The sequence below is a fragment of the Paenibacillus sp. FSL K6-3182 genome (genome assembly GCF_037976325.1).
GTDB lineage: Bacteria > Bacillota > Bacilli > Paenibacillales > Paenibacillaceae > Pristimantibacillus.
This window is the reverse complement of the sequence record NZ_CP150265.1, coordinates 543,664-569,798: the sequence shown is the minus strand read 5'-3', so window position 1 is coordinate 569,798 and position 26,135 is coordinate 543,664. Positions and strand designations below refer to the sequence as shown.

At 39.6% G+C, this 26,135-nt stretch carries 22 protein-coding genes; 2 read left to right on the top strand and 20 right to left on the bottom strand.

The window, feature by feature from the left end; all coding sequences use genetic code 11:
* Window positions 1–26: 26 nt before the first annotated feature.
* The 20 genes from MHH56_RS02560 to MHH56_RS02465 all read right to left on the bottom strand — a co-directional run bounded on the left by MHH56_RS02560 (window position 27) and on the right by MHH56_RS02465 (window position 22,372).
* On the bottom strand, window positions 27–1,115 hold the full coding sequence (locus MHH56_RS02560) for a glycosyltransferase family 4 protein (protein WP_339206406.1): 1,089 nt from the start codon (window positions 1,113–1,115) through the stop codon (window positions 27–29).
* Window positions 1,112–2,644 carry an oligosaccharide flippase family protein gene (locus tag MHH56_RS02555; protein ID WP_339206404.1) on the bottom strand — a complete coding sequence of 511 codons (1,533 nt, stop codon included), beginning with the start codon at window positions 2,642–2,644 and terminating at the stop codon, window positions 1,112–1,114. Before MHH56_RS02555 ends, MHH56_RS02560 begins: the two co-directional genes overlap by 4 nt.
* A 33-nt stretch (window positions 2,645–2,677) precedes the next feature.
* On the bottom strand, window positions 2,678–3,955 hold the full coding sequence (locus MHH56_RS02550; protein WP_339206402.1) for a hypothetical protein: 1,278 nt from the start codon (window positions 3,953–3,955) through the stop codon (window positions 2,678–2,680).
* Window positions 3,956–3,978: 23 nt separating this feature from the next.
* Complete coding sequence (locus tag MHH56_RS02545; RefSeq protein ID WP_339206400.1) at window positions 3,979–5,148, bottom strand: CDP-glycerol glycerophosphotransferase family protein; 1,170 nt, start codon at window positions 5,146–5,148, stop codon at window positions 3,979–3,981.
* A 15-nt stretch (window positions 5,149–5,163) separates the two neighbouring features.
* A complete protein-coding gene (locus tag MHH56_RS02540; RefSeq protein ID WP_339206398.1) occupies window positions 5,164–5,922 on the bottom strand; it encodes a glycosyltransferase family A protein in 759 nt (252 codons plus the stop codon).
* A gap of 32 nt (window positions 5,923–5,954) precedes the next feature.
* The gene (locus MHH56_RS02535) at window positions 5,955–6,872 is read right to left on the bottom strand and encodes a glycosyltransferase family 2 protein (protein ID WP_339206396.1); all 918 of its coding nucleotides are present in this window, start codon (window positions 6,870–6,872) and stop codon (window positions 5,955–5,957) included.
* A 55-nt stretch (window positions 6,873–6,927) separates the two neighbouring features.
* Window positions 6,928–7,527, bottom strand: coding sequence for a sugar transferase (locus tag MHH56_RS02530; protein WP_339209472.1), 600 nt, complete (start codon window positions 7,525–7,527; stop codon window positions 6,928–6,930).
* A 104-nt stretch (window positions 7,528–7,631) separates the two neighbouring features.
* Entirely contained in the window at window positions 7,632–8,267 is a 636-nt protein-coding gene (locus tag MHH56_RS02525; protein ID WP_339206395.1) for a hypothetical protein, read from the bottom strand.
* A gap of 32 nt (window positions 8,268–8,299) precedes the next feature.
* The gene (locus tag MHH56_RS02520; RefSeq protein ID WP_076268468.1) at window positions 8,300–10,123 is read right to left on the bottom strand and encodes a nucleoside-diphosphate sugar epimerase/dehydratase; all 1,824 of its coding nucleotides are present in this window, start codon (window positions 10,121–10,123) and stop codon (window positions 8,300–8,302) included.
* A 41-nt stretch (window positions 10,124–10,164) separates the two neighbouring features.
* Complete coding sequence (locus MHH56_RS02515) at window positions 10,165–10,857, bottom strand: CpsD/CapB family tyrosine-protein kinase (protein WP_339206392.1); 693 nt, start codon at window positions 10,855–10,857, stop codon at window positions 10,165–10,167.
* Window positions 10,838–11,605: a Wzz/FepE/Etk N-terminal domain-containing protein gene (locus MHH56_RS02510; RefSeq protein WP_339206390.1), complete on the bottom strand. Its 768-nt coding sequence runs from the start codon at window positions 11,603–11,605 to the stop codon at window positions 10,838–10,840. The genes MHH56_RS02515 and MHH56_RS02510 overlap by 20 nt, the downstream gene beginning before the upstream one ends.
* A 160-nt stretch (window positions 11,606–11,765) precedes the next feature.
* Window positions 11,766–13,874 (bottom strand): S-layer homology domain-containing protein, encoded by a 2,109-nt coding sequence (locus MHH56_RS02505; RefSeq protein ID WP_339206389.1) that lies wholly within the window; start codon window positions 13,872–13,874, stop codon window positions 11,766–11,768.
* A 120-nt stretch (window positions 13,875–13,994) separates the two neighbouring features.
* On the bottom strand, window positions 13,995–14,780 hold the full coding sequence (locus MHH56_RS02500) for a CpsB/CapC family capsule biosynthesis tyrosine phosphatase (protein ID WP_339206387.1): 786 nt from the start codon (window positions 14,778–14,780) through the stop codon (window positions 13,995–13,997).
* Between the two features lie 195 nt (window positions 14,781–14,975).
* Window positions 14,976–15,953 carry a diaminopimelate dehydrogenase gene (locus MHH56_RS02495; protein WP_076268473.1) on the bottom strand — a complete coding sequence of 326 codons (978 nt, stop codon included), beginning with the start codon at window positions 15,951–15,953 and terminating at the stop codon, window positions 14,976–14,978.
* Between the two features lie 33 nt (window positions 15,954–15,986).
* A complete protein-coding gene (locus tag MHH56_RS02490) occupies window positions 15,987–17,246 on the bottom strand; it encodes a Glu/Leu/Phe/Val dehydrogenase (protein WP_339206385.1) in 1,260 nt (419 codons plus the stop codon).
* A 326-nt stretch (window positions 17,247–17,572) separates the two neighbouring features.
* Complete coding sequence (locus tag MHH56_RS02485; protein WP_339206383.1) at window positions 17,573–18,502, bottom strand: DMT family transporter; 930 nt, start codon at window positions 18,500–18,502, stop codon at window positions 17,573–17,575.
* A gap of 95 nt (window positions 18,503–18,597) precedes the next feature.
* Window positions 18,598–19,671 carry an ABC transporter substrate-binding protein gene (locus MHH56_RS02480; RefSeq protein ID WP_339206382.1) on the bottom strand — a complete coding sequence of 358 codons (1,074 nt, stop codon included), beginning with the start codon at window positions 19,669–19,671 and terminating at the stop codon, window positions 18,598–18,600.
* Window positions 19,671–20,471, bottom strand: a complete 801-nt coding sequence (locus tag MHH56_RS02475; protein WP_076268477.1) for an ABC transporter permease — start codon at window positions 20,469–20,471, stop codon at window positions 19,671–19,673. Before MHH56_RS02475 ends, MHH56_RS02480 begins: the two co-directional genes overlap by 1 nt.
* Window positions 20,455–21,273 carry an ABC transporter permease gene (locus tag MHH56_RS02470; protein WP_076268478.1) on the bottom strand — a complete coding sequence of 273 codons (819 nt, stop codon included), beginning with the start codon at window positions 21,271–21,273 and terminating at the stop codon, window positions 20,455–20,457. The genes MHH56_RS02475 and MHH56_RS02470 overlap by 17 nt, the downstream gene beginning before the upstream one ends.
* Window positions 21,263–22,372: an ABC transporter ATP-binding protein gene (locus tag MHH56_RS02465; protein ID WP_076268479.1), complete on the bottom strand. Its 1,110-nt coding sequence runs from the start codon at window positions 22,370–22,372 to the stop codon at window positions 21,263–21,265. The genes MHH56_RS02470 and MHH56_RS02465 overlap by 11 nt, the downstream gene beginning before the upstream one ends.
* Window positions 22,373–22,573: 201 nt before the next feature.
* Here MHH56_RS02465 and MHH56_RS02460 point away from each other — a divergent pair, with 201 nt between their 5' ends.
* Both MHH56_RS02460 and MHH56_RS02455 read left to right on the top strand, forming a co-directional pair.
* Window positions 22,574–24,010 (top strand): PTS mannitol transporter subunit IICBA, encoded by a 1,437-nt coding sequence (locus MHH56_RS02460; protein ID WP_339206380.1) that lies wholly within the window; start codon window positions 22,574–22,576, stop codon window positions 24,008–24,010.
* Between the two features lie 364 nt (window positions 24,011–24,374).
* The gene (locus MHH56_RS02455) at window positions 24,375–26,135 is read left to right on the top strand and encodes a BglG family transcription antiterminator (RefSeq protein ID WP_339206379.1); all 1,761 of its coding nucleotides are present in this window, start codon (window positions 24,375–24,377) and stop codon (window positions 26,133–26,135) included.

Here is a 26,135-nt window from a genome sequence, read left to right as displayed (position 1 = left end):
CTTCTTGATATTAAAAACATTGATTTTCATATTGTATTTATTATATTCTCCCATTGATCAGTAACATTTCTTATATTAAATTCATTAAGATACTTTTCAGTATTATTCGAAAATTCTTTTCTTAAGGAAGCGTTTTCTATTAAGTAACAAATTTTTTGAGACATAGCATCTAGGTCATTAAAAGGTATTAAGTATCCATTCTCTTTATCTTTAATAATTTCACTTGGCCCATTATTACAATTAAAACTAACAACTGGTATACCTACCTTTAGTGCTTCTAAAAGCACCAAACCAAAAGACTCTGACCGCGAAGTTAAGCCATAAATCGAATAATCATTATAAAGATCATAAATATTATTTACTTCCCCTTTTAAAGTTACATTTTCTTCTAAATTTAGTTCTGCTATTCTATTTTCAAGCCTTTTTCTTTCTGGACCATCACCATAAATGTGCCATTGCCATGTTGGATGTTTTTTAAAGACCTTACTTGCTACTTCAAGTAAAAGATCATAACCTTTCACTTCCACAAGGCGACCACAAGATATTATTTTTTTTGAAGTTTCACTGTATTCCATTTTTTTTAATTCTGGATCTAAAGGATTGTATATCTGTTCAATCCTTTTAATCTTGCCCATATTATTACAATAATCTAGCTTGTCTTTTTTAGTTAAAACCACGACACAGTCAGTAAATTTGCATGCTATAATTCTGCCGAACCATGCCATACCTAATATTTTCCCACCGTCAAAGTAACTTGCATGTTCTACAGCTATTGTTTTTATTTCTTTATATTTTTTAAGAATGGGAAATGTAAAACAATTAAATCCAATCGCTTCAATAAAAACTATATCAATTTCATTTTTCTTAATAAACCCATCAAATGCGCGCAGAACTTTAAAATAGTTTTTTTTCAAGTTGAATGGACTATCGAATAAGTTGTGTACTGTAATTTTATTATCAATAGAAAATAAAGGAATTTCATTTGTTTTGAATAATGATAATATATCAATCTTGTATAACCCTGTTTTCATTAACTGATTAGCTACTAGCAGTACTGCTCTTGTATCTCCAGCTTGGTTGTAAATATTTTTAACTAAAAAAACTAATTTTTTCATTTCTTAATCACCTTTTTAAATTTATTAATAAAGGACGATATTAATTTTGAAAAATATATATATTCTATTGTTCTTTTAAATAAAAAATAAAAGATTAAATTCGGAATAATTAAAGATATAAATAATTTATACAAAAATAGATAGAGCTCCGATTGTATATTTAAATTTGAAAACCTGACTGAAACCATAGTTGAAATAATTAATATTCCAACATATTTAATATATTTGATGAAATATGCTGTTACAGTCTTTTTGAATATATATTTATATACAATATATGGTTCAATCCAAAAACTTGTAAATACGGTGCTTAAAAGAGAACCCATCAATACACCGGAGATCCCAAACTTCCCTGCTAAATATATTGACAACACCAGATTCAAGATTGCTTCAATAATTGGTTTGAATTTATCTTGTGTAAATAGACCACCTGCATTTTTAAAAGTTAGTACAGAATTCCTCATTACAGTAACAAAAAAAGTGATTGAAATTAACAATACTATATTCTCGGACAATAGATAATTTTTTCCTAACCATAGTGTAACGAAGGGATTCAAAAGCTGAAATATACAAATTGCTGAAATACCACCTATCCAGAAATTTGCAAAGTAAATATTTTCAAAAACTCTATACTTATTATTTTCATTTTCACTAACTATTAGATTGCCGACGCTTGCAGTGATTGAATTAAACACTTGATTTAATATTGAATTTATTGCATTAGTAATTAAATAATAATTTGAATACAAACCAACCCAATTAATACCGATAAATGTAGATATAACAATGCTATCAGTACTTAGCTTTACAGTGCTTCCAAATTTATGATACATTAATGCACGAACATTTTTATAAATTCCTTTTTTATCATTAACATCTAATTTCGTGTTACAAGAATGTTTAAGAAAAGGATACAACTTATTAGCTACTCTAGATACAATTAGATTCTCAATAATCGTAAGACAAATTTGTACAATTAAAAATAGAATGAAATTTTTAGTTGTTATAAGTATTACCATTTGAATAACATTAAGAGAAATTAAGGATATATAACGTATGCTATTAACGATGTAGTTTTTTTGATTTGCGATAATAATAGAACGCTTATATGCATAAAAATAAGAGATAACCGAATTAAGAAGAAATAGTAAGTAGATAATGTATAGGTTATACTGTAATGCTGAATCCTGGACTATTAAATCTAGAAATGGCAATAATAACAATCCGAGTACTAAAACAACAATACCAATTACTTGGTATGCCATTTTGTAAAAATTCATTAATGCTTTTATTTGGTAACTATTATTTTCTGCAATAGGTTTATATAAACTGAAAATAATTGCACTTCCAATACCTAATTCCACAAAAGATAACACTGAAACAATATTAGTGAAAAGACCATTAATTCCAAGGTATTCAGTTCCAAGAAATTTTACAAATACGAATCTGGCAGGAAAAGCAATCCCCATAGCCACAATCTGACCAATCAAAGTTATAGATAAGTTTTTAATAGAATATGATGTTCGCATATTGCCACCTCAAATATTCAAGCAAGTATTAATTCACTTTCTCACTTTATGCAGGTCTTTAACTTCATAATTTTCAATACCCTTATAAATAAATAACATAAACACTATCCAAGTAGTCGATATCAGAGTCCCACCCACTAAAGAAAGTAACAACAAAATAACTACGCACATTCTCGAAAAACCTCTTGAAACCTTAAACAAACTATAAAATAAATTAAAGAAAAATAAAAAACTGATAAAACCACCAGTAACAAGAACATAAGCTATAGCATTCATATATTCATAATTGTGTTGGATCACGCCGTTTATGTTTGAACCATAAAGATCATTTTCAGTAGTAATACCATGAGTTATAACAAAGGTTGTTATATTCCCAAAACCAACACCAACAAATTGAAAAATCAACCCTAGTTGTTCATACACTTGAAATCCCCTAACAATCCTAACATTAGTAGAATCGTATGAAGTGCCCTCAATAAATCTTCCAATAATAGCCTCTCTTAAAGGTTCAATCAATGTTACTGCGACAAAAAACAAACACACTCCTAAAGTACCCATATAGAAAAGTATTATTTTCTTAGTTGCATTCATTTTTTTAAGCGATATCCCAAACCATATAACCCATATAATTGCAGTCAAAATTATTGCTTGCGCTGACAATGACAGTATTAATGACCCACTTATAAATAAGGCCAGTTTAATATTAACATTATTTTCGAATTTGTTAACTTTAAATAGACATAATAATAAACATGGTAAGAGATATTGAGCAAATACACCTGGTTCTAAAAATATAGATTGGGGCCTGAAGAGCCTTGCATATACTGCCTGAAAATCAATTGCATAATATGTTTCATTATTATAAAGAGGGATTCCCTCTACAGTTGCCGGAAGTATTAATTGAAATGCATAATAACAAATTGTTTGAGTTACTAAATATAATGATACAAATATGCACAAAATCTTATATATTTTAATTGCATATGGAAAATTAAAATAAACCTTCCCTAGTATACATATTATACAAAAATAAAAATATAATCTTCCAAATAATTTTGCAACTGCCATATAATCATATGAAGATTGTAGTATCATTGTAACTAACGATGTTATAGTCATTACAAATATAAATAAAAAATAGGGTGTTATTCTTAACTTATCATTTAAACGAAAATAGTCAATAATACCAATCGGTAATAAAAATAATAGACCAATCTCCCCTAAAGTAACATTTGGAATAGGAGTGGCATACGCATGTAATATCGGCATCAAGCAAATCAACAGCGTAAATACTTTTGTTTTAAAACTCATTAATAATCTCCATTCATTAAAATCTATAACTTATCTATCGCCTCAAATGTTCTCTTGCAATTTTCGCTATCATACAAAGGGAAATATAAATCAATTTTTTGTAAGTATATTTCACTTAAATTAAATTTATTTTCATATAACTTGGTCAATTCTATAACAAATTGATCACAATCATAACAAATAGGTCCGAATGAATCTTTCTCATATACAAAATATCCTTCTTTGTAATGACCTTTTCTATATTCTGCAATATCAAATTGATAATATATTGTTGGTTTCCTCATATAGGCAAAATCAAAGAACACACTTGAATAATCTGTAACTAATAATGCAGATTCTTTTATTAGAGTCTGAATATCATAGTTTGCTTTATGAGCTATTTTTATATATTCGCTAGTTGATTGAAATAAAGAAGAATATTTTTGTAAGTTATCGTGTAAATAAAAAAATAATGTAATTTCATGCTCAGCAAGAAATTTAATAAGAGCTCTGTTATTAATAAGTTCACTATATTTTTCAAAAAAATTTGATTCTATAAACTTTTCATCAATATTATTCAGCCATTGCCTCCATGTTGGCATTAATAATATTTGCCTTTTATTATTTTTGAAACTTTGTAAGCTATCGAATCTGCAGAGCCCTAAATATTTCACTGATCCTTCTGGATATCCGAAATTTTCCGAAACAAAATCGAATTCTGGCTTTGCACCACAGATGAAAAGTTGCACTTTACAATTTTTGTACAGTGCAAAGTTAATTACATCTTTAATAATACCATGCTGCAAAAAAATTTTTTTATTCCTCACAATTCCCAATATTTCTAAGTTTAAACATAGTTTATCATTCGGCTCGCCTGATCCTATTTGAGTGCTAATATTTTTGCTTGCTGCAAAATAATATATGTAATGTTTAAAGCTACTAAACTCAATTATATTCTTATATGATTTAACTTTTTCATAGTCACTAGACATTGTATTAATGGCATAATAAACTTTTCTATTCGAGTGATTTTCACGTAAGTATTTAAATAAATGATATCCATTGTCTCTCGCATCATTAGGTCTCTCTGATATTAACCAAACATCATTATAAACTAATTTTATTATTTTACCAATTGGATATGCTAACAATAATATAAACAAGGAAAGTAGGTCAGTTATATGAATTTTCGAAGCTTTTCTTAATAATTTCATGACTTATTCTCCTTATTATTTTTCATTAAAGTGCTTTATTCCTTGGAGCATAAATTTACAAGCATTAAAAAATGATATATCTTTTCTATATGCTTTATATTTTCTAATCGCAAATTGAATTACTAATAGAGAAGATGCTTTTCTCGATAGTGCTGAAAAGAATACTCCTTTATCAAAAAAGTACTTCTCATTATATCCGTTAAACCATGTTGAATCATCTTGATTTACATAAGCTATAATTGATGTGTTTGAATAAATACAAAGACCTTTTTTAAGACAATCATATAAAAACATACTATCTTCTCCAGCGCTATAGCGAGCCCCACCACCAAATAATAGTGAGAAATATATATTTGCCTTTTGTATCTTTTCTCTTCTAAAAGCTATGTTTACAGCACCATACCTCATAAAACTAAAATAATTAATTCTTTTATTCTTCAAAATATTAGCTGTCGGTCTATTAAGATTCGTACTAGGAACATTAAACACGATAACATCTGCTTGAGGATATTCCACAAATGCATTTTCAATTAAATTAATATAATCGTCATTATATATAACGTCATCATCAGAAAGTAAACAGATATCAGCATTCGCTCTCATTAGAGCGTTATTTCTACTTCTACCTACACCTCTCTCATTAAATGAGAACATTTTCAATATACTTTCTTTTTGTTCTGACTCAATATAATTATAATTGTCACATTGATTTATTATTGTTGCATTTGTTTTTATATTCATACTAGTCACAAAATCTAAATTCTTTTGATTCATTGTTGATACCAATACTTCTATAGTCAAACTTATCACCTTTTTTCATTTCTACGTAAAAATAATTTGCAAACATCTTTTACGTTCCTCATCAAAGACAGAGGAGAGATTATAAAAGAGATAGCACTATACACAAATATTAATAAATATTTTTTTCTTTTATAGTTAGCAAACGCCAATACTGCATAATGCCTATATTTAATATATCTAATTTCTTTCGCTGATAATGTATCAAAATATTTTTTTTTAAAACTGAATAATGCGTTCTCTCCGATTATCTTAGTTTCTCCGGTCGACAAACCACCTTGATTATTGTGAACATATGCAATTACTTCGCTGCCTGGTAAATAGCCTATTTTCGCGCCACTCTGTATGGTTTTCATCATTAGATAAAATTCATCCCCTACATCTATAGGGTCGAAACCACCTATTCCCTTCAAAATTTCTTGTCTATACATTAATGTATCTGTTCCAGTAATATGGAACATTAAGTGATACTTAATCAAAGATACCTTATCAAAAGAGCTAATATTTTCTCTGGTCCTAATATCAACAATTTGATCATTCTCATTTTTTAATATTAGATCTGTAAAGCAAACATCTAAATTATGTAATAACATATACTCCAATTGTAATTTCACTTTATCAGGTTTATAAATATCATCATCATCCAAGAACGTGATAAAGTCACCTGTAGCAGCCCTGATACCGATATTTCTACTTTCTGCAGAACCTTTATTAATCTCATTCTTAATATAAACAATATTATCATTGTTTTTTTGCAAGTTAGTTATTAAATCATAAACCGATAGATTATAATCGTTAAAGCCGTTATCATCAATTACTATTATTTCTAAATTGCCATAAGATTGGTTGAGCAACGAAGTTATTGCTTTGCTAAGTGAGGCTTGACGTCTATATGTAGGTATTATTACACTGACTTTCTTGTTCATGGTTTCCTCGCCCTATACTATAATTATGAACAACTGTAAAATCTTCTTTCAAATACTATTTAGCATTTGAAACTCCTTCACGAACACCATCAGATTTTAACACTTTAAAGAGAGTCAGAAAAATAATCTTGATATCGAATGAAAATCTAATGTTTTTTGAGTAATTACCATCTAATTTCGATTTTATATTGATCGGTAATTCATCTCTTCCATTTATTTGTGCCCACCCTGTCAAACCTGGAAGTATATCATTAGCTCCAACTTTATCTCTTTCTTCTATTAAATCACTTTGATTCCAGAGTGCAGGTCGCGGTCCAACAATACTCATATCTCCTTTTAAGATATTCACAATCTGTGGTAGTTCATCAAGACTTGATTTGCGTAATATGCGACCAACATTTGTGATATAGTAATCAGTATTTTTCAGTAAATGAGTTGGGGTATTTGTAGGCGTTTCAATTTTCATCGTACGGAATTTTAAAATTTCAAATTCCTTCTTATTCACACCTATTCTACGTTGTTTAAAAACAATAGGCCCTTTAGAATCTAACTTAATAAAAATAATAATAATGATCATCAAAGGCGAAAGAAGTAATAAACCAATTAACGATAGTGTTAAATCAAGAGATCTTTTACCAAAGCTTATGTAAAGCATACTTTCACATCCTAAGCTAGAGTTTTCATTTTTAAACTTATTATTTTGCATCTAGTTATCTCATTAGAAGAATAAATATCATGCAGGTCTAAAAAGATCTAAATTTATTTATCTTTATTAACTTCAATATATGACTTACCCTGACTCATCCCATACTTCTTAGCAATCTGAATAAGCTCATCGTATTGCTCTGGCGATAACTTACCGAGAATAATACTGCGTGCCTTCTTTTTCTCTTCCAAATTCATTCCGCCACTTGCTAGTGCCTGCAGTTCTTTTATATCAGACATACTAAGCTCTTTGAGCAATACAGTTGAAACTTGTGCCTTCTCAGATACCGTTATTTTTTCCTGAAGATCTTTAGCTTTGTCTATAGAAACCTCACCGCTATAACCGTTTTTAGGCTTATCTTCTTCTTTAGATACGTTTGAATCATTAGATCCGCTATTCTTTGTATTATCTGTCGTTGGCTTATCTTTGGTTCCATTTGAACTATCTGTCGTTTCATCATTATCAACTGTTGAAGATGGATCATCTTTCCCCGTCGTATCCGTACCATTCTCATCTGTCTTCGTCTCGGGAGTTGTCACTTCATTCAACAAATCACCCTCAAGGTCAGCAGCCAACGTAGAAATAAGCTTATCCACAGCATAATTAGCTGCAAATAAGCCCCCTACTCCTAGTATGACAATGATTGATGCGACCCAAATTAAAATCTTCTTCCACTTTTTCTTACGCATGTTCAATCTCCTCCGTTATGTTAGTTTGTCTGCTAAGATACATGTGAATAAAAAGGAACAAGATGCTCGATAACATCTTTAATTGTCGTTTGATTATCTCCAATAGCTTTCTCGATTCGTTTGAATTGAAGCTCGAGTTCTACTCTATTGATTTGTGTTGGCTTGCCTATGTAAATTCGCTCATGTTGTGTGGATGACACTGCTTCTTCATCCGTTAGCAGCTCCTCGAACAGCTTCTCGCCTTCGCGCATACCGCTAAAGTTTATTTCGATATCTATATTTGGTTCATAACCTGATAACCGAATCAGATCCTGCGCTAGATCAAGAATACGAACCGGTTCTCCCATATCTAGAACAAATATCTCTCCACCTTTGGCAAATGATCCCGCTTGAATAACGAGCTGCACTGCTTCAGGAATCGTCATGAAATATCTGACCATGTCGGGATGTGTAACAGTAACCGGACCGCCTGCAGCAATTTGCTGCTTGAACCTTGGAATAACGCTTCCACGGCTTCCTAGTACATTACCGAAACGTACTGCCACGAACTGGGTCTCGCTTATTGTATTAATACTTTGTATGTACATCTCTGCAATTCTCTTGGTCGCTCCCATAATGCTGGAAGGATTAACGGCTTTGTCGGAGGAGATCATTACGAACCGTTCTGCTTTATATTTATCCGCACAATCAGCCACGTTCCTCGTACCGAATACATTGTTCTTAACTGCCTCCGATGGATTTCGTTCCATAAGCGGCACATGCTTATGGGCTGCTGCATGGAATACAACCTGCGGCCTAAACCTGCGAAATACATCATCTAAACGGCTTCGATCTTGAATGTCCGCTATTACCGTTTCCAAATGCACATTTGGGAACTTCGTCTTAAGCTCCATCTCAATCGTATAGATACTATTCTCACCGTGTCCAAGCAGAAGCAAGGTCTTAGGTCTAAATGAAGAAATCTGCCTGCATAGCTCTGAACCAATCGATCCTCCAGCACCTGTTACTAGAACAACTTTATCCGATACATAATTGGCTATACCCTCTAAATCTGTCATAACAGGTTCTCTACCTAGCAAATCTTCTACTTCAACATTGCGTAAAGCCTTTACCGCGAGACGCCCTTTGATAAAATCATTAATAGAAGGGATAATCTTGACCTTTGCTCCGGTCAGCTTGCAAATATTAATAATTTCCGTTATATGCACTCGCTTTGCAGAAGGCATCGCGATAATAATGTCATGGATGTGATGTTTATGTACGATCTCTTCAATGTTCACCCTAGTTCCCAGAACTGATAAACCGACTACCTGCATATTGCGTTTATGTGGATCATCATCAATAAACCCTACTATACGATTTCCTAAAAAGCTGTTGCTTGTCATGATTTCCTTTGCAATTAACGCCCCACAATCTCCAGCGCCAACAACAAGTACATTGTTTGTCAAAGCGGTCTTTTTGGTTCTGTTTACTCGGATTAAGCGCCAGAGGAACCGCGAGCCTCCCATTAATAGCAGCATGAGTTCAAGTGTTCGAGAGCTAATGGAGATAGGGACTCGTTCCCCATTTAATGCATAGGTTGCTCCGTACGATAAAACAAGTCCAATCACTATGGCTTTGGCTAGCTCAATAATTTCACCAATACTGGCATATTGCCACATTCGTCTATACATTCGAAAAAAGGCTAAGCTGCTGCCGCATATAATGGTGGTTAAACATGCGAATTCAAGCATTTGTCTCACGTAGATGGGAGGGATGTTTCCGTTAAAACGAAAGAGATAGGATACCCCAATCGCTATCCATATAATACAAATATCTACCACAAGTATGACCAGCATTCTATTTCTATTACTCAACTAACTCATCCCTCCGCCAAAAGACATCTACTTGTATTTTTTCATTTCTCTTGAACACCATAATAATAGTAGTAAGCCTCTTCATTTGCCTTACGCTTCACATTATTCAGCACTACTCCCAAGATGCGTGCATTTACACTCTCAAGGTTTTTTACAGCTTTGCTGGCAATATCCCGCTTTACTTTTCCTTGATCAACGACAAGAATTACACCATCACTTTTCGTAGATACAATCTGTGCATCGGTTACTGCAAGCAGCGGCGGCGTATCAATGAGCACAATGTCATACATTTGTCTAAGCTGCTCAATTGTTGCCGTCATCCGCTTTGAACCCATCATCTCTGCCGGGTTTGGCGGTATGGCGCCTGATGTAATCACATCTAGATTAGGAATGTCTGTAACTTGTATTCCTTCCTCGAGCGAGCACTGCTGTGAAATAATCGACGACAACCCGTAACGATTAGAGATAGAGAATGTATGATGGGCAGTAGGCTTACGAAGATCGGCATCAATAAGAACAACTTTCTTCTCGGATTGCGCGAAAGTGACAGCCAGATTCGTTATCGTTGTTGACTTCCCCTCACCAGGGCCTGCTGAAGAGACCATTAGCACCTGTAATTTCTCATCTATTGATGAGAACTCTATGTTCGTCCTCAGAGCGCGATAGGATTCTGATATGGGAGAACGAGGATTCGTTAGCGTAATGATCTGACGCTTATTTTTCAATCGAGACACCCTCTAATTCACCTGCCTTGTAAGTTTGAGTTGTTTTGCTGGTTTGGCTAGAATTAGCATCCTCCGTATTCATTCTTGAGATCATAGCAAGCGTGGGCTGACCCAAAAACTGCAGCACATCTGCTTCGGTTTTAATCGTGTCATCCATATACTCAAGTAAGAATGTAATACCTACAGCAATCATTAAAGATACGATAAACGCGATCGCGACATTAAGAGGAACGTTTGGTGAAACCGGACTTGGCTGCGCATCGACAACAGCTTCATTCAGAATCGATACATTCTCTACTTTAAAAATATGCTGGATTTCTTCGCGGAAAACATTCGACACCGCATTGACAACCTGTGCTGCTTGCTTATAATCCACATCTTGCACAACTAATGTCATGACCTGTGTATTATTTACAGAGCTAACCTGGATTTTACGTGATAGCTCAGTCGCAGTTAACCCAAGCTGTGGATATTGCTCAGCCACTTTATCCAATATAGCTGGTGTTTTAATAATCTCTTTGTACGTATCGATCATTTTAATATTGGAGTTGATTTGATTAAGATCAAGCTGGCCGGTTGCCATTTGTGTCGTCGTTTGATTTACGATTATTTTAGTAGATGCCTCATAGACCGGGTCTTTAAAAAACATACTTATAACGGCCGCAGCTGCTGTACAGAGGAAAACAAATACTAATATTAGCGCCAATCTCTTCTTTATGATTGCCATATACTGTCGTAAGTCTAGTTCGTTAGACATGCATATTCCTCCATGGGATATAGTTATTTAGAATGAGAATATAATCCTCAAGAACTATACCTTACTACATAATAATCTATAATCTTACATTATCTTATACATTCCCGAAAAAAATCTTCCTCTCATCCACATGAGAGGAAGATTTTGTATATATTTTTACTTAATTGTCGAAGTTTAGTGCACGGTAAATAATTACTGCTGCCTCTGCACGAGTCGCATTGTTATTTGGCAAGAACTTGCCTGCATTTCCAACTACGATTTTGTGAGTTGCCGCAAATGCAACGCCATCTTTTAATGACGCATTAATTTTTCCAGCGTCCGCAAAGTCTTTTAGTGCAGCATTTACATCAGCTACGTTAGAAGCGCCTTGCGATACTTTCAATGCGCGAACGATCATCGTTGCCATCTCAGCACGAGTAATCGTTGCATTTGGATCAAATTTAGTATCTGAACGGCCGTTAATGATTTTGAGTTGTGCTGCAGCAGCCACGTATGGTGCGTACCAAGCAGCTGAATCGACATCAGCAAAACCTTCTGTAGCTGAGCCATTCTCAAGATCAAGAGCACGGATAAGCATTTTCGCGAATTCAGCGCGAGTTACTTTGTCCTTCGGTGCAAATTGACCTTCTGATTTACCTTCGATTGCGCCTTTTGCAGCTACAACGCTAATTTCGCGGCCAGCCCATGCTTCTACAGAAGCAATGTCTTTGAACGAAACTTTGTTTTCTACAACAACATAAGAGGAGAACGAATCACGAGATTCGATAATAGAGTTGCCCGATACACGTCCACCGTGGAATACTAGCTTGCCATCAACGATTTTCGCTACGGAAAGAAGCTCTTTATCAAGACCAGTTGTATCGCCCAGTGGAATGCTGATTACGATCGGTTGATCGAATGAAGTTTTTGCAGTACCGCCAACCGTTAGGTTGAAGTCATAAACTTCAGACACTGATTTCAGTGTGCCTACAACGTCAGCAGATACATCGCTCTTCTTAATAGTAAGACCAATTGCAGAAGAGAATGAACCGCCTACAGGAACAGTTACTTCAAATTTGCCGATCGTGAATGTTGCACCAGATACATTTCCAGCTGCCGCAGCTTTAACCACTGCATCGGAAAGGTTTAGAACTACATCCTTTTGTGCTACTTCACCAAGAGTGATTTGCAAAGCAGTCTTCGCAAGTGCGGAAGCTGGTGCTAGTTCTTTCACCTTGGATGCAACCGTGTTAATACCAGCAACTGCTGACAATACACTCTTCTCATCCAATTGAAGAACAGCTTGTCCATTTACTGTAGTAACACTTGAAGCTGCGCTGATTGCTGCTAGCTTAGCAATTTCTGCTTTTGCATCAGCAACAAATTTAGTAATAATAGCAGCTTTCTCAGCATCAGTTGCTTTATCAAGCGCTGCTTTCAAATCGTTAAGCAGTTTATCCGTTGATTCAGGAAGCGGTATAGCTGGTGTTACTGTGCCGCCTGGACCACCAGGAGTGATTGGAGGTGTAGTCGGATTCAAATATTGATAAGCTTTGAACAAAGATCCTGCCGCAGCAACGAATGTAGCATCTTTGTCTACAGCCTCTCTTGCACGTGACAACACGCCAATTACATCATCTTTAGTGATGCCAAAATTTGTAAGCAACACTTGTGCTTTATATTGTTTAGTCGACAATTCGTTCAGAACGCTTTGCATTAATTGCTTAACACTGTCTTTATCAGTCAAAAGAGCGAGCAAACCATCAAAGTCCTTGGCACCTACTTGCTTAACCAATTCTTTCTGAATATCGAAGAAGTACAGCGCAATGTCATCGATTGAAAGATCGGACACCTTTCCACGATCAGCAAAGGTTTGAAGCAGCGTGCTATACTTTGTATGCAATTCCTCAAGTCCTGCTACCGTTGGACCGTAAGACCAATCTATTGCATCCAAGAAAAGTTGTTCCAATTCTGTTTCTTCTTCATCCGATACAATAATTTTATTTACGATCGGATTTACGATATCGCCTTGCTTATGAATATCTAAAGAACTAAGTGCATCTTGCAGCGCTCTTACATTAGCCCAACCGTTTGTCGCTTTAAGTGCGGCATCTAGTTTCTTCGCTTCAATAACAAGAGCGGAATCCGCCAATGACGAAGATGCATAAACAACCCCATTTACTCCAAGCTTCTCTGCCAAACCTTTGCTACTTAGCGGAATGCCAGCGAAAGCCGTAAGGGCTACGCTTGCCGCAATTGTAGAAACTGCTAATTTTTTTCTTAATGTCACTTTCTTCACTCCTAATTATATGATAATAGTTGCACTCATCTAATAGATGAATGACTAATAACGCCAATAAAATCATTTTTAGTATGCGCTTTCTTCAACTTCCAATCATTCTAGCGCGCACTATTTTTTGTAGAAATAGGAAATAAAACGACGCAAAACCCCGTCTGAAGAAACTATAGTAATAGGCTGGTTATGTATAGGTTTGTCGTCTAACACAGACTGAGCGTTGGATTGCAAATAGGTAACCCACTGTTCTCCCATCCGCCTCTCAATGGACGCGTAGGCTTCGCCCAGACGAAAACCACGGCGCTCAATATGATGAGCATCGGAAGATACAAAATGAATATGGCCCGCCTTCAATAATGACCATGCGGACTGTTCAATGCGCTTACCAAATCCCCCAAGCAGTGAGTGGGTCGTAACCTGTGCGAATGCGCCTGCTTCAATAAGCTCAGCTAATCGATCGGGGTGCTTCACAACTTCTGCATTTCTTTCTGGGTGAGCGATAATCGGTTTCAACTTCAATACATTAAGCTCATGCACGAGCTCAATCATCGCCTTCGGAATACGGGAGGATGGCATCTCAATCAATACATAACTAGAGCCGGCTAAGGGAAGCAATTCTTTTCTATACCAAGCATCGAGCAGATCATCATGAACGCGAATTTCTTGACCTGTATGTATAGCAATAGGCACACCCGCAGCTATTAACTGATCGTTAATAGAGAGAGTGTGCTTAGCTACGTCGATTGCTGTATTGGTATAGGTTCCATTGGCATGGTGCGGAGTGGCGATGATTGTTGTAATTCCCTCTGAAACAGCTGCCCGGGCCATATTCAGAGTATCATCGAAACTTGCCGCACCATCATCCAATCCAGGTAAAATATGCGTATGGATGTCTATCATGCTGAGTTCACTTCCTAGTAGAAATTACCTGTTAGGTAGGTTTGAACCTATTCTACCATAGGAAAATGGATCTTTCAGCACTTCTCCCTATAATTCGACAGTAATTACTCTCACTTTTTCATTATATCCTACTATTTCCAAAAGTGTAAGTAAAAAAATGTAAAATGGAGGGGAATGTTCAGAAAAGTTTCAGAGCTATAGAAGCTCTTTACGCAGTTCTGCTGCGGATTTTGGTGAAAGGTAGCCGTATGGAATGTCGAATACGGTTTTGGCTCCAGACTGTCCTTCACGAGCAAATTTATAAGCTGCTCTAGCATAAGCAACAAGCACGCTAGCCGTGAATTCAGGGTTGCTGTCAAGCTTCAAACCGAACTCGATAATTTGAGTGCTGTTCTCGCCTGTTTTGCCACTGCGAAGCACCATACCACCGTGAGGCATTGTGGAATGTTCGGCTTTCAATGTTGCTTCATCAATGAAATGAACAGTCGTATTATAATCAGAGAAATAGTTCGGCATCGTACGGATTTCCTCAGCAATTGCGTCTTGATCAGCACCCTCTTCTGCTACGATGTAGCAGTCGCGGACGTGCTTCTCACGCGTTGTAAGCTCTGGATTTTCACCGTTACGAACTCGCGCTACCGCCTCTTCACTAGGAATGGTGTATTGAACGCCGTTCTTCACACCTTTCACGCGGCGAATGGCATCTGAATGGCCTTGGCTTACACCTTTGCCCCAGAATGTATATTCCTTGCCTTCTGGCAATATTGCCTCAGCAAGCAAACGATTCAATGAGAACAAGCCTGGGTCCCAGCCTGTGGATATTACACTTACTTTATTGCTCGTTTTGGCAACTGCATCTACCTGATCAAAAAATTCAGGAATACGCGCATGCGTATCGAAGCTGTCAACCGTATGGAACAAGCGGGCAAAAGCAGGAACCTGCTCTGGCAAATCCGTTGCTGAACCGCCGCAAAGAATCATAACGTCGATATCATCGACAAAGCGCTCAGCATCTTCAATTTTATATGCTTTTGTTTCAGACGGAATAGATGCTGGGTCTCTGCGAGTAAATATCGCATCCAATCTCATATCCGCACTTTGTCTAATTGCAAGCTCTACGCCGCGTCCAAGATTGCCGTAACCAACAATACCGATGCGAATCTGTTCTGTCATGACGCCGCCACCTCTTCTTGTTTTATAAAAGTATTAGATCCAGCCTCTAGCTTCCATTGCTGCTGCGATCCGTTTGATCGAAATCATATAAGCAGCTGTACGAAGGTCAGTGTCATGTTCCTTAGCAAGATCACGAACAGCTACGTAAGAAAGAATCATATTCGTCTCAAGCTTCTCAAGAACCTCTGCTTCGCTCCAGTAGTAGTTAGCCAAGTTTTGTACCCACTCGAAGTACGAAACCGTAACGCCGCCTGCATTTGCAAGTACGTCCGGAATAACTGTGATGCCGTGGCTCCAAAGTACGCGATCCGCTTCTGGTGTTGTTGGTCCGTTTGCAGCTTCTGCAACGATTTTTGCTTTAATGCGATCTGCATTTTTAGCTGTAATTACGTTTTCTAGAGCAGCTGGCACCAAAACATCAACATCAAGCTCAAGCAAATCTTCATTAGAAATATAGTACTTCTCGCCATACTCACGGATGGAAGTCGTATCCTTTAGTATGGAGATCTGTTCGATATCCAATCCATTCGGATCGTAAATTCCGCCTCTGGAGTCGCTAACTGCTACAACTTTAATGCCTGCTTCGCTAAGCAAACGAGCAGCAATGCGACCAGCGTTGCCGTAACCTTGAATCGCTGCAGTAGCATTTTCAATAGGAATATTCTTATCTTGAAGTGCTGCCAAGATTGTGTACACACAGCCTTGTGCTGTTGCTTCATTACGGCCTTGGGATCCGCCTAGAATAAGCGGTTTACCTGTAATAACGCCAGGTGAGTTAACGCCTTTTAGTCTGCTGTACGTATCCATCATCCAACCCATGATTTGTGGAGTCGTGTATACGTCCGGTGCAGGGATATCTTTGTCAGGACCTACAAAATCAGCGATAGCTTCCATGAAAGCACGGCTAACACGCTCTAGCTCGCCTTTGCTAAGAAGATGTGGATCACAAATAACTCCGCCCTTGCCGCCGCCGTATGGAAGGCCAACAACGCCGCATTTAAAGCTCATCCACATGGAAAGTGCTTTTACTTCATCTAGCGTTACATCGGGGTGAAAGCGAATGCCGCCCTTAGTCGGTCCAATCGCGTCATTATGTTGGGAACGGTAACCTTCGAACACTCGAATTGAGCCATCATCCATACGAACTGGGAAGTTAACCGACAGCACGCGCTTCGGCTGCTTCAAGATGTCTGTAACATGCTTAGGCAATTGTAGATGGGCCGCTGCAGTATCGATTTGCTGTTGTGCGATTTGGTACGGATTTAACGTTTCTTCTACTATACTCACTGTCATTTTAAGTTCAGTCCTTCTTCGTAGAGTCCGACTCCCATTCCATGGATTAGCCGCTTTTTTGATTTTACCTTTTTCATCACTATTTTAAAAGAAAAATTTCGTTATTTAGTGCAAAAATTCTACATTTTTATCCATTGTCATGTTAGGTTTCACATGATGGGAGTTACCATAACACACACTGTTCTTTAATAATCCTTTTTATGTAAAAAATAAAAGGGTTTCGCACTAAGTTAGTCTAACTTAGTACGAAACCCTCACATGATACATTTTTATACAATTAGAATTCGATCTCATAAACTAGCAACCACAATTATGAATCACAAAAATTAACCATTCGTCTCTACCGTCTTCACTGACGATTTGCTCCGCGGTTTGCTCTCAATGCTGATCCATATCAGTCCTGCGGCCATACAGCCCGCGCCGCACATTTGCAGCAGCGCGATCTTCTCATCGAACATCACATACCCAGCTACAACAGCCGCCGCCGGAACTGCATAACGGAAAAAGTTAGAGCGCGTTGCGCCAACCTTGAACATACATGCATTCCAAACAACAAAAGCGACAACGGTGCAAATCAATACATTATAGCCAATGGATAAATAATGCCCCGCCTGAAGAGCCGACCAGTCCGTTTGCCCCCAAGCCCCAAAGGTGAGCGGCAGCATAAACAACGACCCAAATGCTATCGTCCATGTGCTTACACGCAGAGCAGAGTATTGCTTCATAAGCGACATGGAGCTTAGATTAAATAACGGACCGACAATGCTGACTCCAAGCGCCATCAAGTTGCCGATCATATTATCAGATGAGAGACTGAAGCTTTCACCGCCGCCCAGTATGACGAAACATACTCCAACGATGGATATCGCTCCGCCAACAATGAGTCTCTTCGTGATGGTTTCGCGCATGAATAAAGGAGCAAACAATGCAGCGAAGATCGGCCACGGCGCTACGTTCAGCAGCGACGCATTGGCTAAGGTCGTATATTTAATCGAGTACATCACCGTAATTTCGAGCAGCGTAATGCCAACCAACCCAATGAGAGCAAGCTTCGGTACGATTCGCCACGGGATGCCCACACTGCCCTCTTTTAGCTTAAGAATGAGAAAGAAAAACGGAATAGCCAATCCAAATCTCAAAAACGAGAAAACGATGGGATTAAACGACTCCATAGCTAATCGCGATATGCCGAAGTTCGCTCCCCACACAACAGCGATTAGTATAAGACCGCCGTAATTCATCCATCTGCTATTCATGCTCTCCGCCCCATCTATTCACATTTGCCGCCTCATCTGGAAATATCTCATCCAGCATAACATGGGAATCATTAGAAAAATGCTATCTCTTTGGTTTATTTCTTATGCATTTTAAACTCGAGGAACAACTCGTTATAGTGAGCCAGCATTCTTTTGCCGAGGTTGTCGTAAACCTCAAGCCTTTCGGTCAGCTCTTCATCCGGGTAAAAACGCTCATCGGTCGCAATCTCCTCAGGCAGCAGCGCCAGCGCCGCTTCATTCGGAGTCGAGTAACCAACATATTCCGCGTTCTGAGCAGCCACTTCAGGGTCCAGCATGAAGTTGATAAATTGATGCGCACCTTCGATATTTTTGGCCGTCTTCGGAATAACCATATTATCAAACCAAAGATTTGAGCCTTCCTCTGGCACGATATAATCAAGCTTATCGTTCTCATCCATAATTTCCGATGCATCACCCGACCAAACAAGACCGACTGCCGCTTCTTCATTTGCAAGCAGCATCTTGATTTCGTCACCGACGATCGCCTTCACGTTAGGCGTCATTTGGAGCAGCTTCGCTTTCGCCTCCTGCAAATGAACCTCTTCCGTATCATTCAGCGAATAACCTAAAGAGTTAAGCCCCATGCCCATAACCTCGCGAGCACCGTCCAGCAGCAGGATCTGGTTGCGCAGACTTTTATCCCATAGATCATTCCAACTGGAGAAGGTCAGGTCCCCGACTAGCTCTGGATTGAACACAATTCCGACAGTCCCCCAAAAATAAGGAATGGAATACGCGTTGCCTTGATCAAATGATAAATTCATGAAACGCGGATCGATATATTTTAAATTTGGAAGTTTCGAATGATCGAGTTTTAAGAGCAAACCATCCTCTTTCATCTTGCTAATCGCATACTCAGAGGGAATGCTCACATCAAACGTCGTACCGCCTTGTCCAATCTTAGTCATCATCGCTTCATTCGAATCGAAGGTTTGGTAAATGACCTTAATGCCTGTCTCATCTTCAAAGCGGTCAAGCAGCTCGGGATCAACATAATCGCCCCAGTTGTAAATCGTCAGTGTATTGCTTCCGCTGTAGCCTTCACTATCATTCAAATACGAAGTCAGGTAGATGAGGCCAAATGAAACAACAAACACGATAACGAACATACGCACCAGCTGTGTCATTAGTGCCCCTCCTTGCTTGACGGCTTCATATTTCGTTGATTAATGAAGTAATAACCAACGACCAGAATGATCGTAAATAAGAAAATAAGTGTAGACAACGCATTGATCGATAGCGACACACCTTGGCGCGCCCGTGAGTAGATCTCAACAGACAGCGTCGAGAAGCCGTTGCCGGTTACAAAAAACGTTACCGCAAAGTCATCTAGCGAATACGTCAGCGCCATGAAGAACCCTGCGAATATGCCCGGTCTGATGAATGGAAGCACGACGCGCGTCAGCACCTGCCACGAGCTGGCACCAAGATCATGCGCCGCATCAATCAACGTTGAGCTCATTTCCTGCAGCTTCGGCAGCACCATAATAACGACAATCGGTACACTGAACGCAATATGCGACAGCAAGACGGACACAAAGCCCAGCTTGATTCCAATCATCGTAAATAGGATCAGAAAGGACGCACCGATAATAACATCGGGACTTACGATCAATACATTATTGAGCGTCAAAAGCGATTGTTTCGGTCGATTGCTGCGAATGTGATGAATAGCTATCGCACCAATAACACCAAGAATCGTCGAAATTGCAGCGGACAGCAGCGCAATAACGAACGTGTTCAGGACAATGATGAGCAAACGCGTATCCGCGAAAACCTCTTTGTAATAATCAAGCGTGAAGCTCTCGAAATTACGCATCGAGCCGCCGCTATTGAACGAATAAAACATTAAATAGAAAATAGGCGCATAGAGTACTGCAAACACGAGTACGAGATAGATGTTCGACCATTTATTTTTTCCGCGCATCTGCCGCACCTCGCTTTCGATTGCCAGTTAACAGCATCATCGCCGCCATTGCTAGAATCAAGAACACAGCAATCGTCGAACCCATACCCCAGTCCTGCGTCACGAGAAAATGCTGCTCGATTGCTGTACCTAGCGTAATAACCCGATTGCCGGCAATAAGCCTCGTAATCATGAACAAAGATAATGCAGGAATAAATACAGCCATACAGCCGGACTTCACTCCACTGATCGTTAGCGGAAAAATAACACGCCGGAACGTCGTCCATGCGGATGCGCCAAGATCACGCGCCGCATACACAAGCGTCGGGTTCATTTCCTCCAATGCATTGAAGATCGGCAAAATCATAAAAGGAATAAAGATATAAACAGATACAAAGATAAAGCTAAAGTCCGTAAACAAAATTTGCTGTTTCGGAATGCCGATCGCTTCCAGTACGGAATTTGCAAAGCCGTATGTACCGAACAAGCCAATAAACGCATAAGCCTTTAGCAGCAAATTGATCCAGCTAGGCAGTATAATAAGCAGCAGCCAGAGCTGTTTATGCTTAGTTTTTGTCAATAAATAAGCAGCCGGATACGCGACAAGCAATGATATTGCGGTTATAAGAAACGCATACCAGAAGGAGCTAAGCGTCATTTTCATGTAAACCGGCGTAAAGAACTTCACATAATTGTCCAGTGTGAAGTTGCCCTCTACATCAAAGAAGGAGTAATAGGCAATTAACACGATCGGCGCTATAACAAATAACACAATCCAAGCCATATACGGTATGAGATAAAAACTACGTGATTTATTCGACATCTGCGGCCTCGCTGTATGCTTCAAGACGCTTATCGAATTCTTCTTCCGTTTCACCTAGTCTCATAACATGGATGGCTTCTGGGTCAAAGGTTAATCCGATCTGCTCCCCTACTGTAGCTTTGCGAGTGGAATGGACAAGCCACTCATTTCCTGATTCATCGTAACAGCAAATCTCGTAATGTACGCCGCGGAACAATTGTGAATCTACTCGTACTTGCAGCTTACCGTTCTCTGAAGAAGTTATTTCCAAATCCTCTGGCCTGATTACAATATCAACAGCCTCATTTGGCGTGAGCCCTTGATCGACGCATTCAAATGAACGACCAGCGAACTCCACCTCGAAGTCGCGTGCCATTCGGCCGGGCACAATATTGGATTCACCAATAAAATCCGCAACAAAGCGATTGATCGGCTCATCGTAAATATCTGTTGGCGTTCCGCTTTGTTGAATTTTTCCTTCATTAATAACAAATATTTCATCAGACATCGCGAGCGCTTCCTCTTGGTCATGCGTAACAAATATAAATGTGATGCCAAGTCGGCGCTGCAGCTCGCGCAGCTCGTACTGCATTTCCGTACGAAGTTTAAGGTCAAGTGCGGATAACGGCTCGTCCAGCAAAATAATTTCCGGTTCGTTCACGATTGCCCGCGCAATGGCAACACGCTGCCGCTGACCGCCGGACATCTCCGAAATCTCCCGTGATTCGTAACCGTCCAAGTTGACGAAACGAAGCGCATCCTTCACTTTATTCGTCACGTCCGCATTTTTCATCTTCTTGATTCGCAGGCCAAAGGCAACATTCTCGAACACATTAAGATGAGGAAAAAGAGCGTAATCCTGGAAAACCGTATTCACTTGACGTTCATTCGCAGGAACCCGGTTTATCACTTTATTATGGAAATAGATTTGACCCTCTGAGGGCTCAGTGAAGCCAGCTATTAGCCGGAGCACCGTCGTCTTGCCGCAGCCGGACGGACCAAGCAGCGTATAAAATTTGCCTCGCTCTATTGTAAAGCTGACATCTTTGAGGACAGCAGCAGCATTATGAGCATATTGTTTCGTCACATGTTCAAAACGAATAATCGTTTGGTCTTGCATATCGCATTCCCCTTTGCAGTTTTAGAAGAAACAATAGTGATTATACAGCATCCCCGAAAATCAGCAATACTAAAAGGAAAAATGATGTCAACAATGCTCATGACGCAACCTGTTTTTCAATTCATTGAATATGAAAGCGCTATACATTACGATTAATTCAGGTTCAGTTAGTGAACATTATTATAAATTGGAGGTTTAAGCATGAGTAAACTGACATCCGAGCAACCGGTATCCGGTGGAGTTAAAGTTTCCGTACAACGATTTGGTCGTTTCCTAAGCGGCATGGTCATGCCGAATATTGGCGCTTTTATTGCATGGGGACTCATTACGGCACTATTTATTCCAACAGGCTGGTTTCCGAACGAAAGCCTAGCAACACTTGTTGGACCGATGATTACCTACTTGCTCCCTATACTCATCGGCTATACCGGTGGTCAAATGATTCACGGCGTACGCGGAGGCGTAGTCGGCGCAATCGTCACACTCGGCGTTATTGCAGGGGCGGACATTCCAATGTTCCTCGGAGCCATGATCGTTGGCCCGCTAGCCGCATGGGTGCTGAAGAAATTCGATCAATCTATTGAAGGAAAGATTCCTTCGGGCTTTGAAATGCTCATCAACAATTTCTCGTCCGGCATTATTGGCGGCGGTCTTGCACTGATTGCCTTCAAAGGAATCGGACCTGTCGTAGCCGCATTAAGCAAAGTACTTGCTTCAGGTGTAGAGTGGCTGATCAACACAGGTTTCCTGCCGCTTGCGAACATTTTGATCGAGCCAGCTAAAGTACTGTTTCTCAACAACGCGATTAACCACGGCATACTAGGTCCGCTCGCGCTGGATCAAGCATCACAAGCCGGCAAATCCATCATTTACATGCTGGAATCCAACCCAGGACCTGGTCTTGGCATTCTGCTTGCTTATTGGGTATTCGGAAAAGGAATGGTTAAGCAATCGGCGCCAGGCGCTGTTGTCATTCATTTCTTCGGCGGTATTCACGAGATTTACTTCCCGTATATTCTAATGAATCCGCGTTTGATTATCGCAGCTATCGCTGGGGGTGTCGCCGGTACATTCACCTTCTCCATCTTCGGAGCTGGTCTTGTTGCCGCGCCATCACCGGGCAGCATTATCGCCTATATCACCATGACGCCAAAAGGCGGACTACTAGCAATGCTAAGCGGTGTAGTCGTCGCAACAATCGTTTCATTCCTTGTGTCTGCTGTTCTTCTTAAAACAAGCAAGCAGGCAGGAGATAACGACAACGAGCTTGAGCTCGCCGCACAAAAAGTTCAGCAAATGAAAGCTGAGTCCAAAGGCAATGCCGCTTCTCCTTCCGCAGAACAAGTAAAGCTAACGAAAGAGCAAGTGAACAAAATTGTATTTTCTTGCGATGCGGGTATGGGCTCAAGCGCGATGGGCGCTTCCATATTGCGCAAAAAAATAAATGCAGCTGAGCTGCCGATTACTGTTATCAACACGGCGATCAACGATATTCCAGGCGATGCCGACATCGTTATCACCCATAAAACATTGACTGACCGCGCACGCCTAAAGGCGCCTAACGCAGAGCATATTTCCATTGATAATTTCCTTAAAAGTCCAGAGTATGACTTGCTCGTACAAAGACTAAGTTCATGAATTCATACTTAACGCTGACAGTTTACTGTCGGCGTTAAGTCCATTCTTCTGCTAAGGAGGATAGCCTATCAAAGCCTCAACTAGGCAACGTCGAATTATCGAACTGCTGCTGAGTCAAAAACAAGAAATTACCGCAGCCGATATCGCGTCCATTGTCGGTACGAGCACAAGGACGATCCATCGCGAGCTTGTCGATATCGAATCGTTACTTGCCGCAAACGGCATTGTTCTTCACAAAATAGCAGGGCTTGGTATTCAAGTAGAAGCAGACACCGATACTCTTGAGCGATTCAAACAATCGTTTGAGCCGTCTGATTACTTTGAATATTCGGCTGAAGAACGAAAAATCGTTATTCTCTGCAGGTTGCTTGAGCATGACGAGCCGATAAAGCTGTTTGCACTCGCGCATGAGCTGCGCGTAACGATGCCGACCATCAGCCATGATCTCGATGAGCTGGAGGAATTGATCAATAAACACGGGATGACCCTTGTTCGCAGAAGAGGGTATGGCGTTGAAATTATTGGATCTGAAGAAGATAAGCGTCATTCCATTAGTTTGCTTGCCATAAATCATCTCGACGATTCCGATCTATTCGGTCAATTCAAGAACCTTACAGTCTCAAACCCGATTACAGCTCAGCTGCTCGACATGATCGGCAAAGAAAACTTTAAGCGGCTCGAGCATGCGCTATGGGAACTAAATGACGAATGGCCACACACGTTGTCCGAATCTAACTATACAAGATTGCTTATTAAGCTGTCGGTTGCGTTAACCCGAATAGCGAACAACTGCTTTGTCACAGCAAGCGAATATCGTCATTCTGATGAAATCATTCCATTGCTGCGAAGCTTGCTGGGTGTGCTCAATCTACAGCTCCCAATAGAAGAAAAAACGTATCTTTCACAACTGCTAAATAGCGAAGCTTTTCTAGATAACGGCCTGTTGATTCATCATGAAGATATGCCGACCATTGAAGGCGTCAGGCTGCTCATCCTTTATGTAGAGGATCAGCTAAACATGTCGCTCATGGAGGATCGGTCGCTGGAAGAAGGACTTATTCAGCATATAAAACCAGCCTTTCAGCGCATTAAGGATGGCATCGCTATCCGCAATCCGATGTTAGTGCCGATCAAAAAAGATTACGCTATATTGTTTTCCATTGTTCAAAGCGCTGTACAACAGGTTTATCCGCTTCTACAAGTGCCTGACGAGGAGATCGGTTATATCGTTATGCATTTTGGTGCTTCCCTTGAGCGGTTAAAGCCTTTTCCAAGAAAAATAAGAGCTGTTCTCGTTTGCACGAGCGGCATCGGTTCATCCAAGCTTTTAGCTGTCAAAATTGCTAACGTACTGCCGCAAATCGACCTGATCGGTCATTATTCATGGTATGAAGCGACAAGGCTTCCGCCGAGCCGCTATGATTTGATCATTTCAACAGTTGATTTGCCGTTAGAGCCCGACCGCTATATTAAGCTGAGTCCCCTGCTCACGCCCGAAGAAACCAATAAGCTTCGCAGCTATATAGAGGGCACAACCTTAAAGAAGGCGACACCCTCCCTATCAGCAAACGAAGATACGGCAGGCCAGTCTCCTCTGGATCGTTTGCTGCAGCTTCAGCTGTATTCCGGCATCGTTCTTCAGCTGCTTGACGGCTTCCATGTGCATGATCTTACGCTGTTGCCAGATCAAAATCGATTGGATCACCAGCTGCCGAACATGCTTTCCTTAATTGGAAAGCCATATATCGATGCAAATCGCGAAAATATAGCCGATCAGCTGCTCGCAAGAGAGCTGCAGGGAAGCCTGGTCATACCAGATACCGAGCTTGCCCTGCTTCATACACGCAGTGAATGGATTAAAGAGCCGCTGCTTGCTTTATATCGTTATGATCGAACATTGCAGCTGGGCGAGGATGAAGATGCGCAGGCCAAGCACCTGTTGATGATGCTCGGCCCTCTCAAGCTTGATTCCTATAGCCTTGAGCTGTTAAGCGAAATTAGCGCAATGCTGCTGCTGCCGGATCTGCTTGCTTTATTAGCGCATGGTGATGCGGCAAGCATTAAGTTGTTTATTTCAAAGAAGCTGGAACAATATATAAAAACCAAATTGGATTGGAGAGAATAA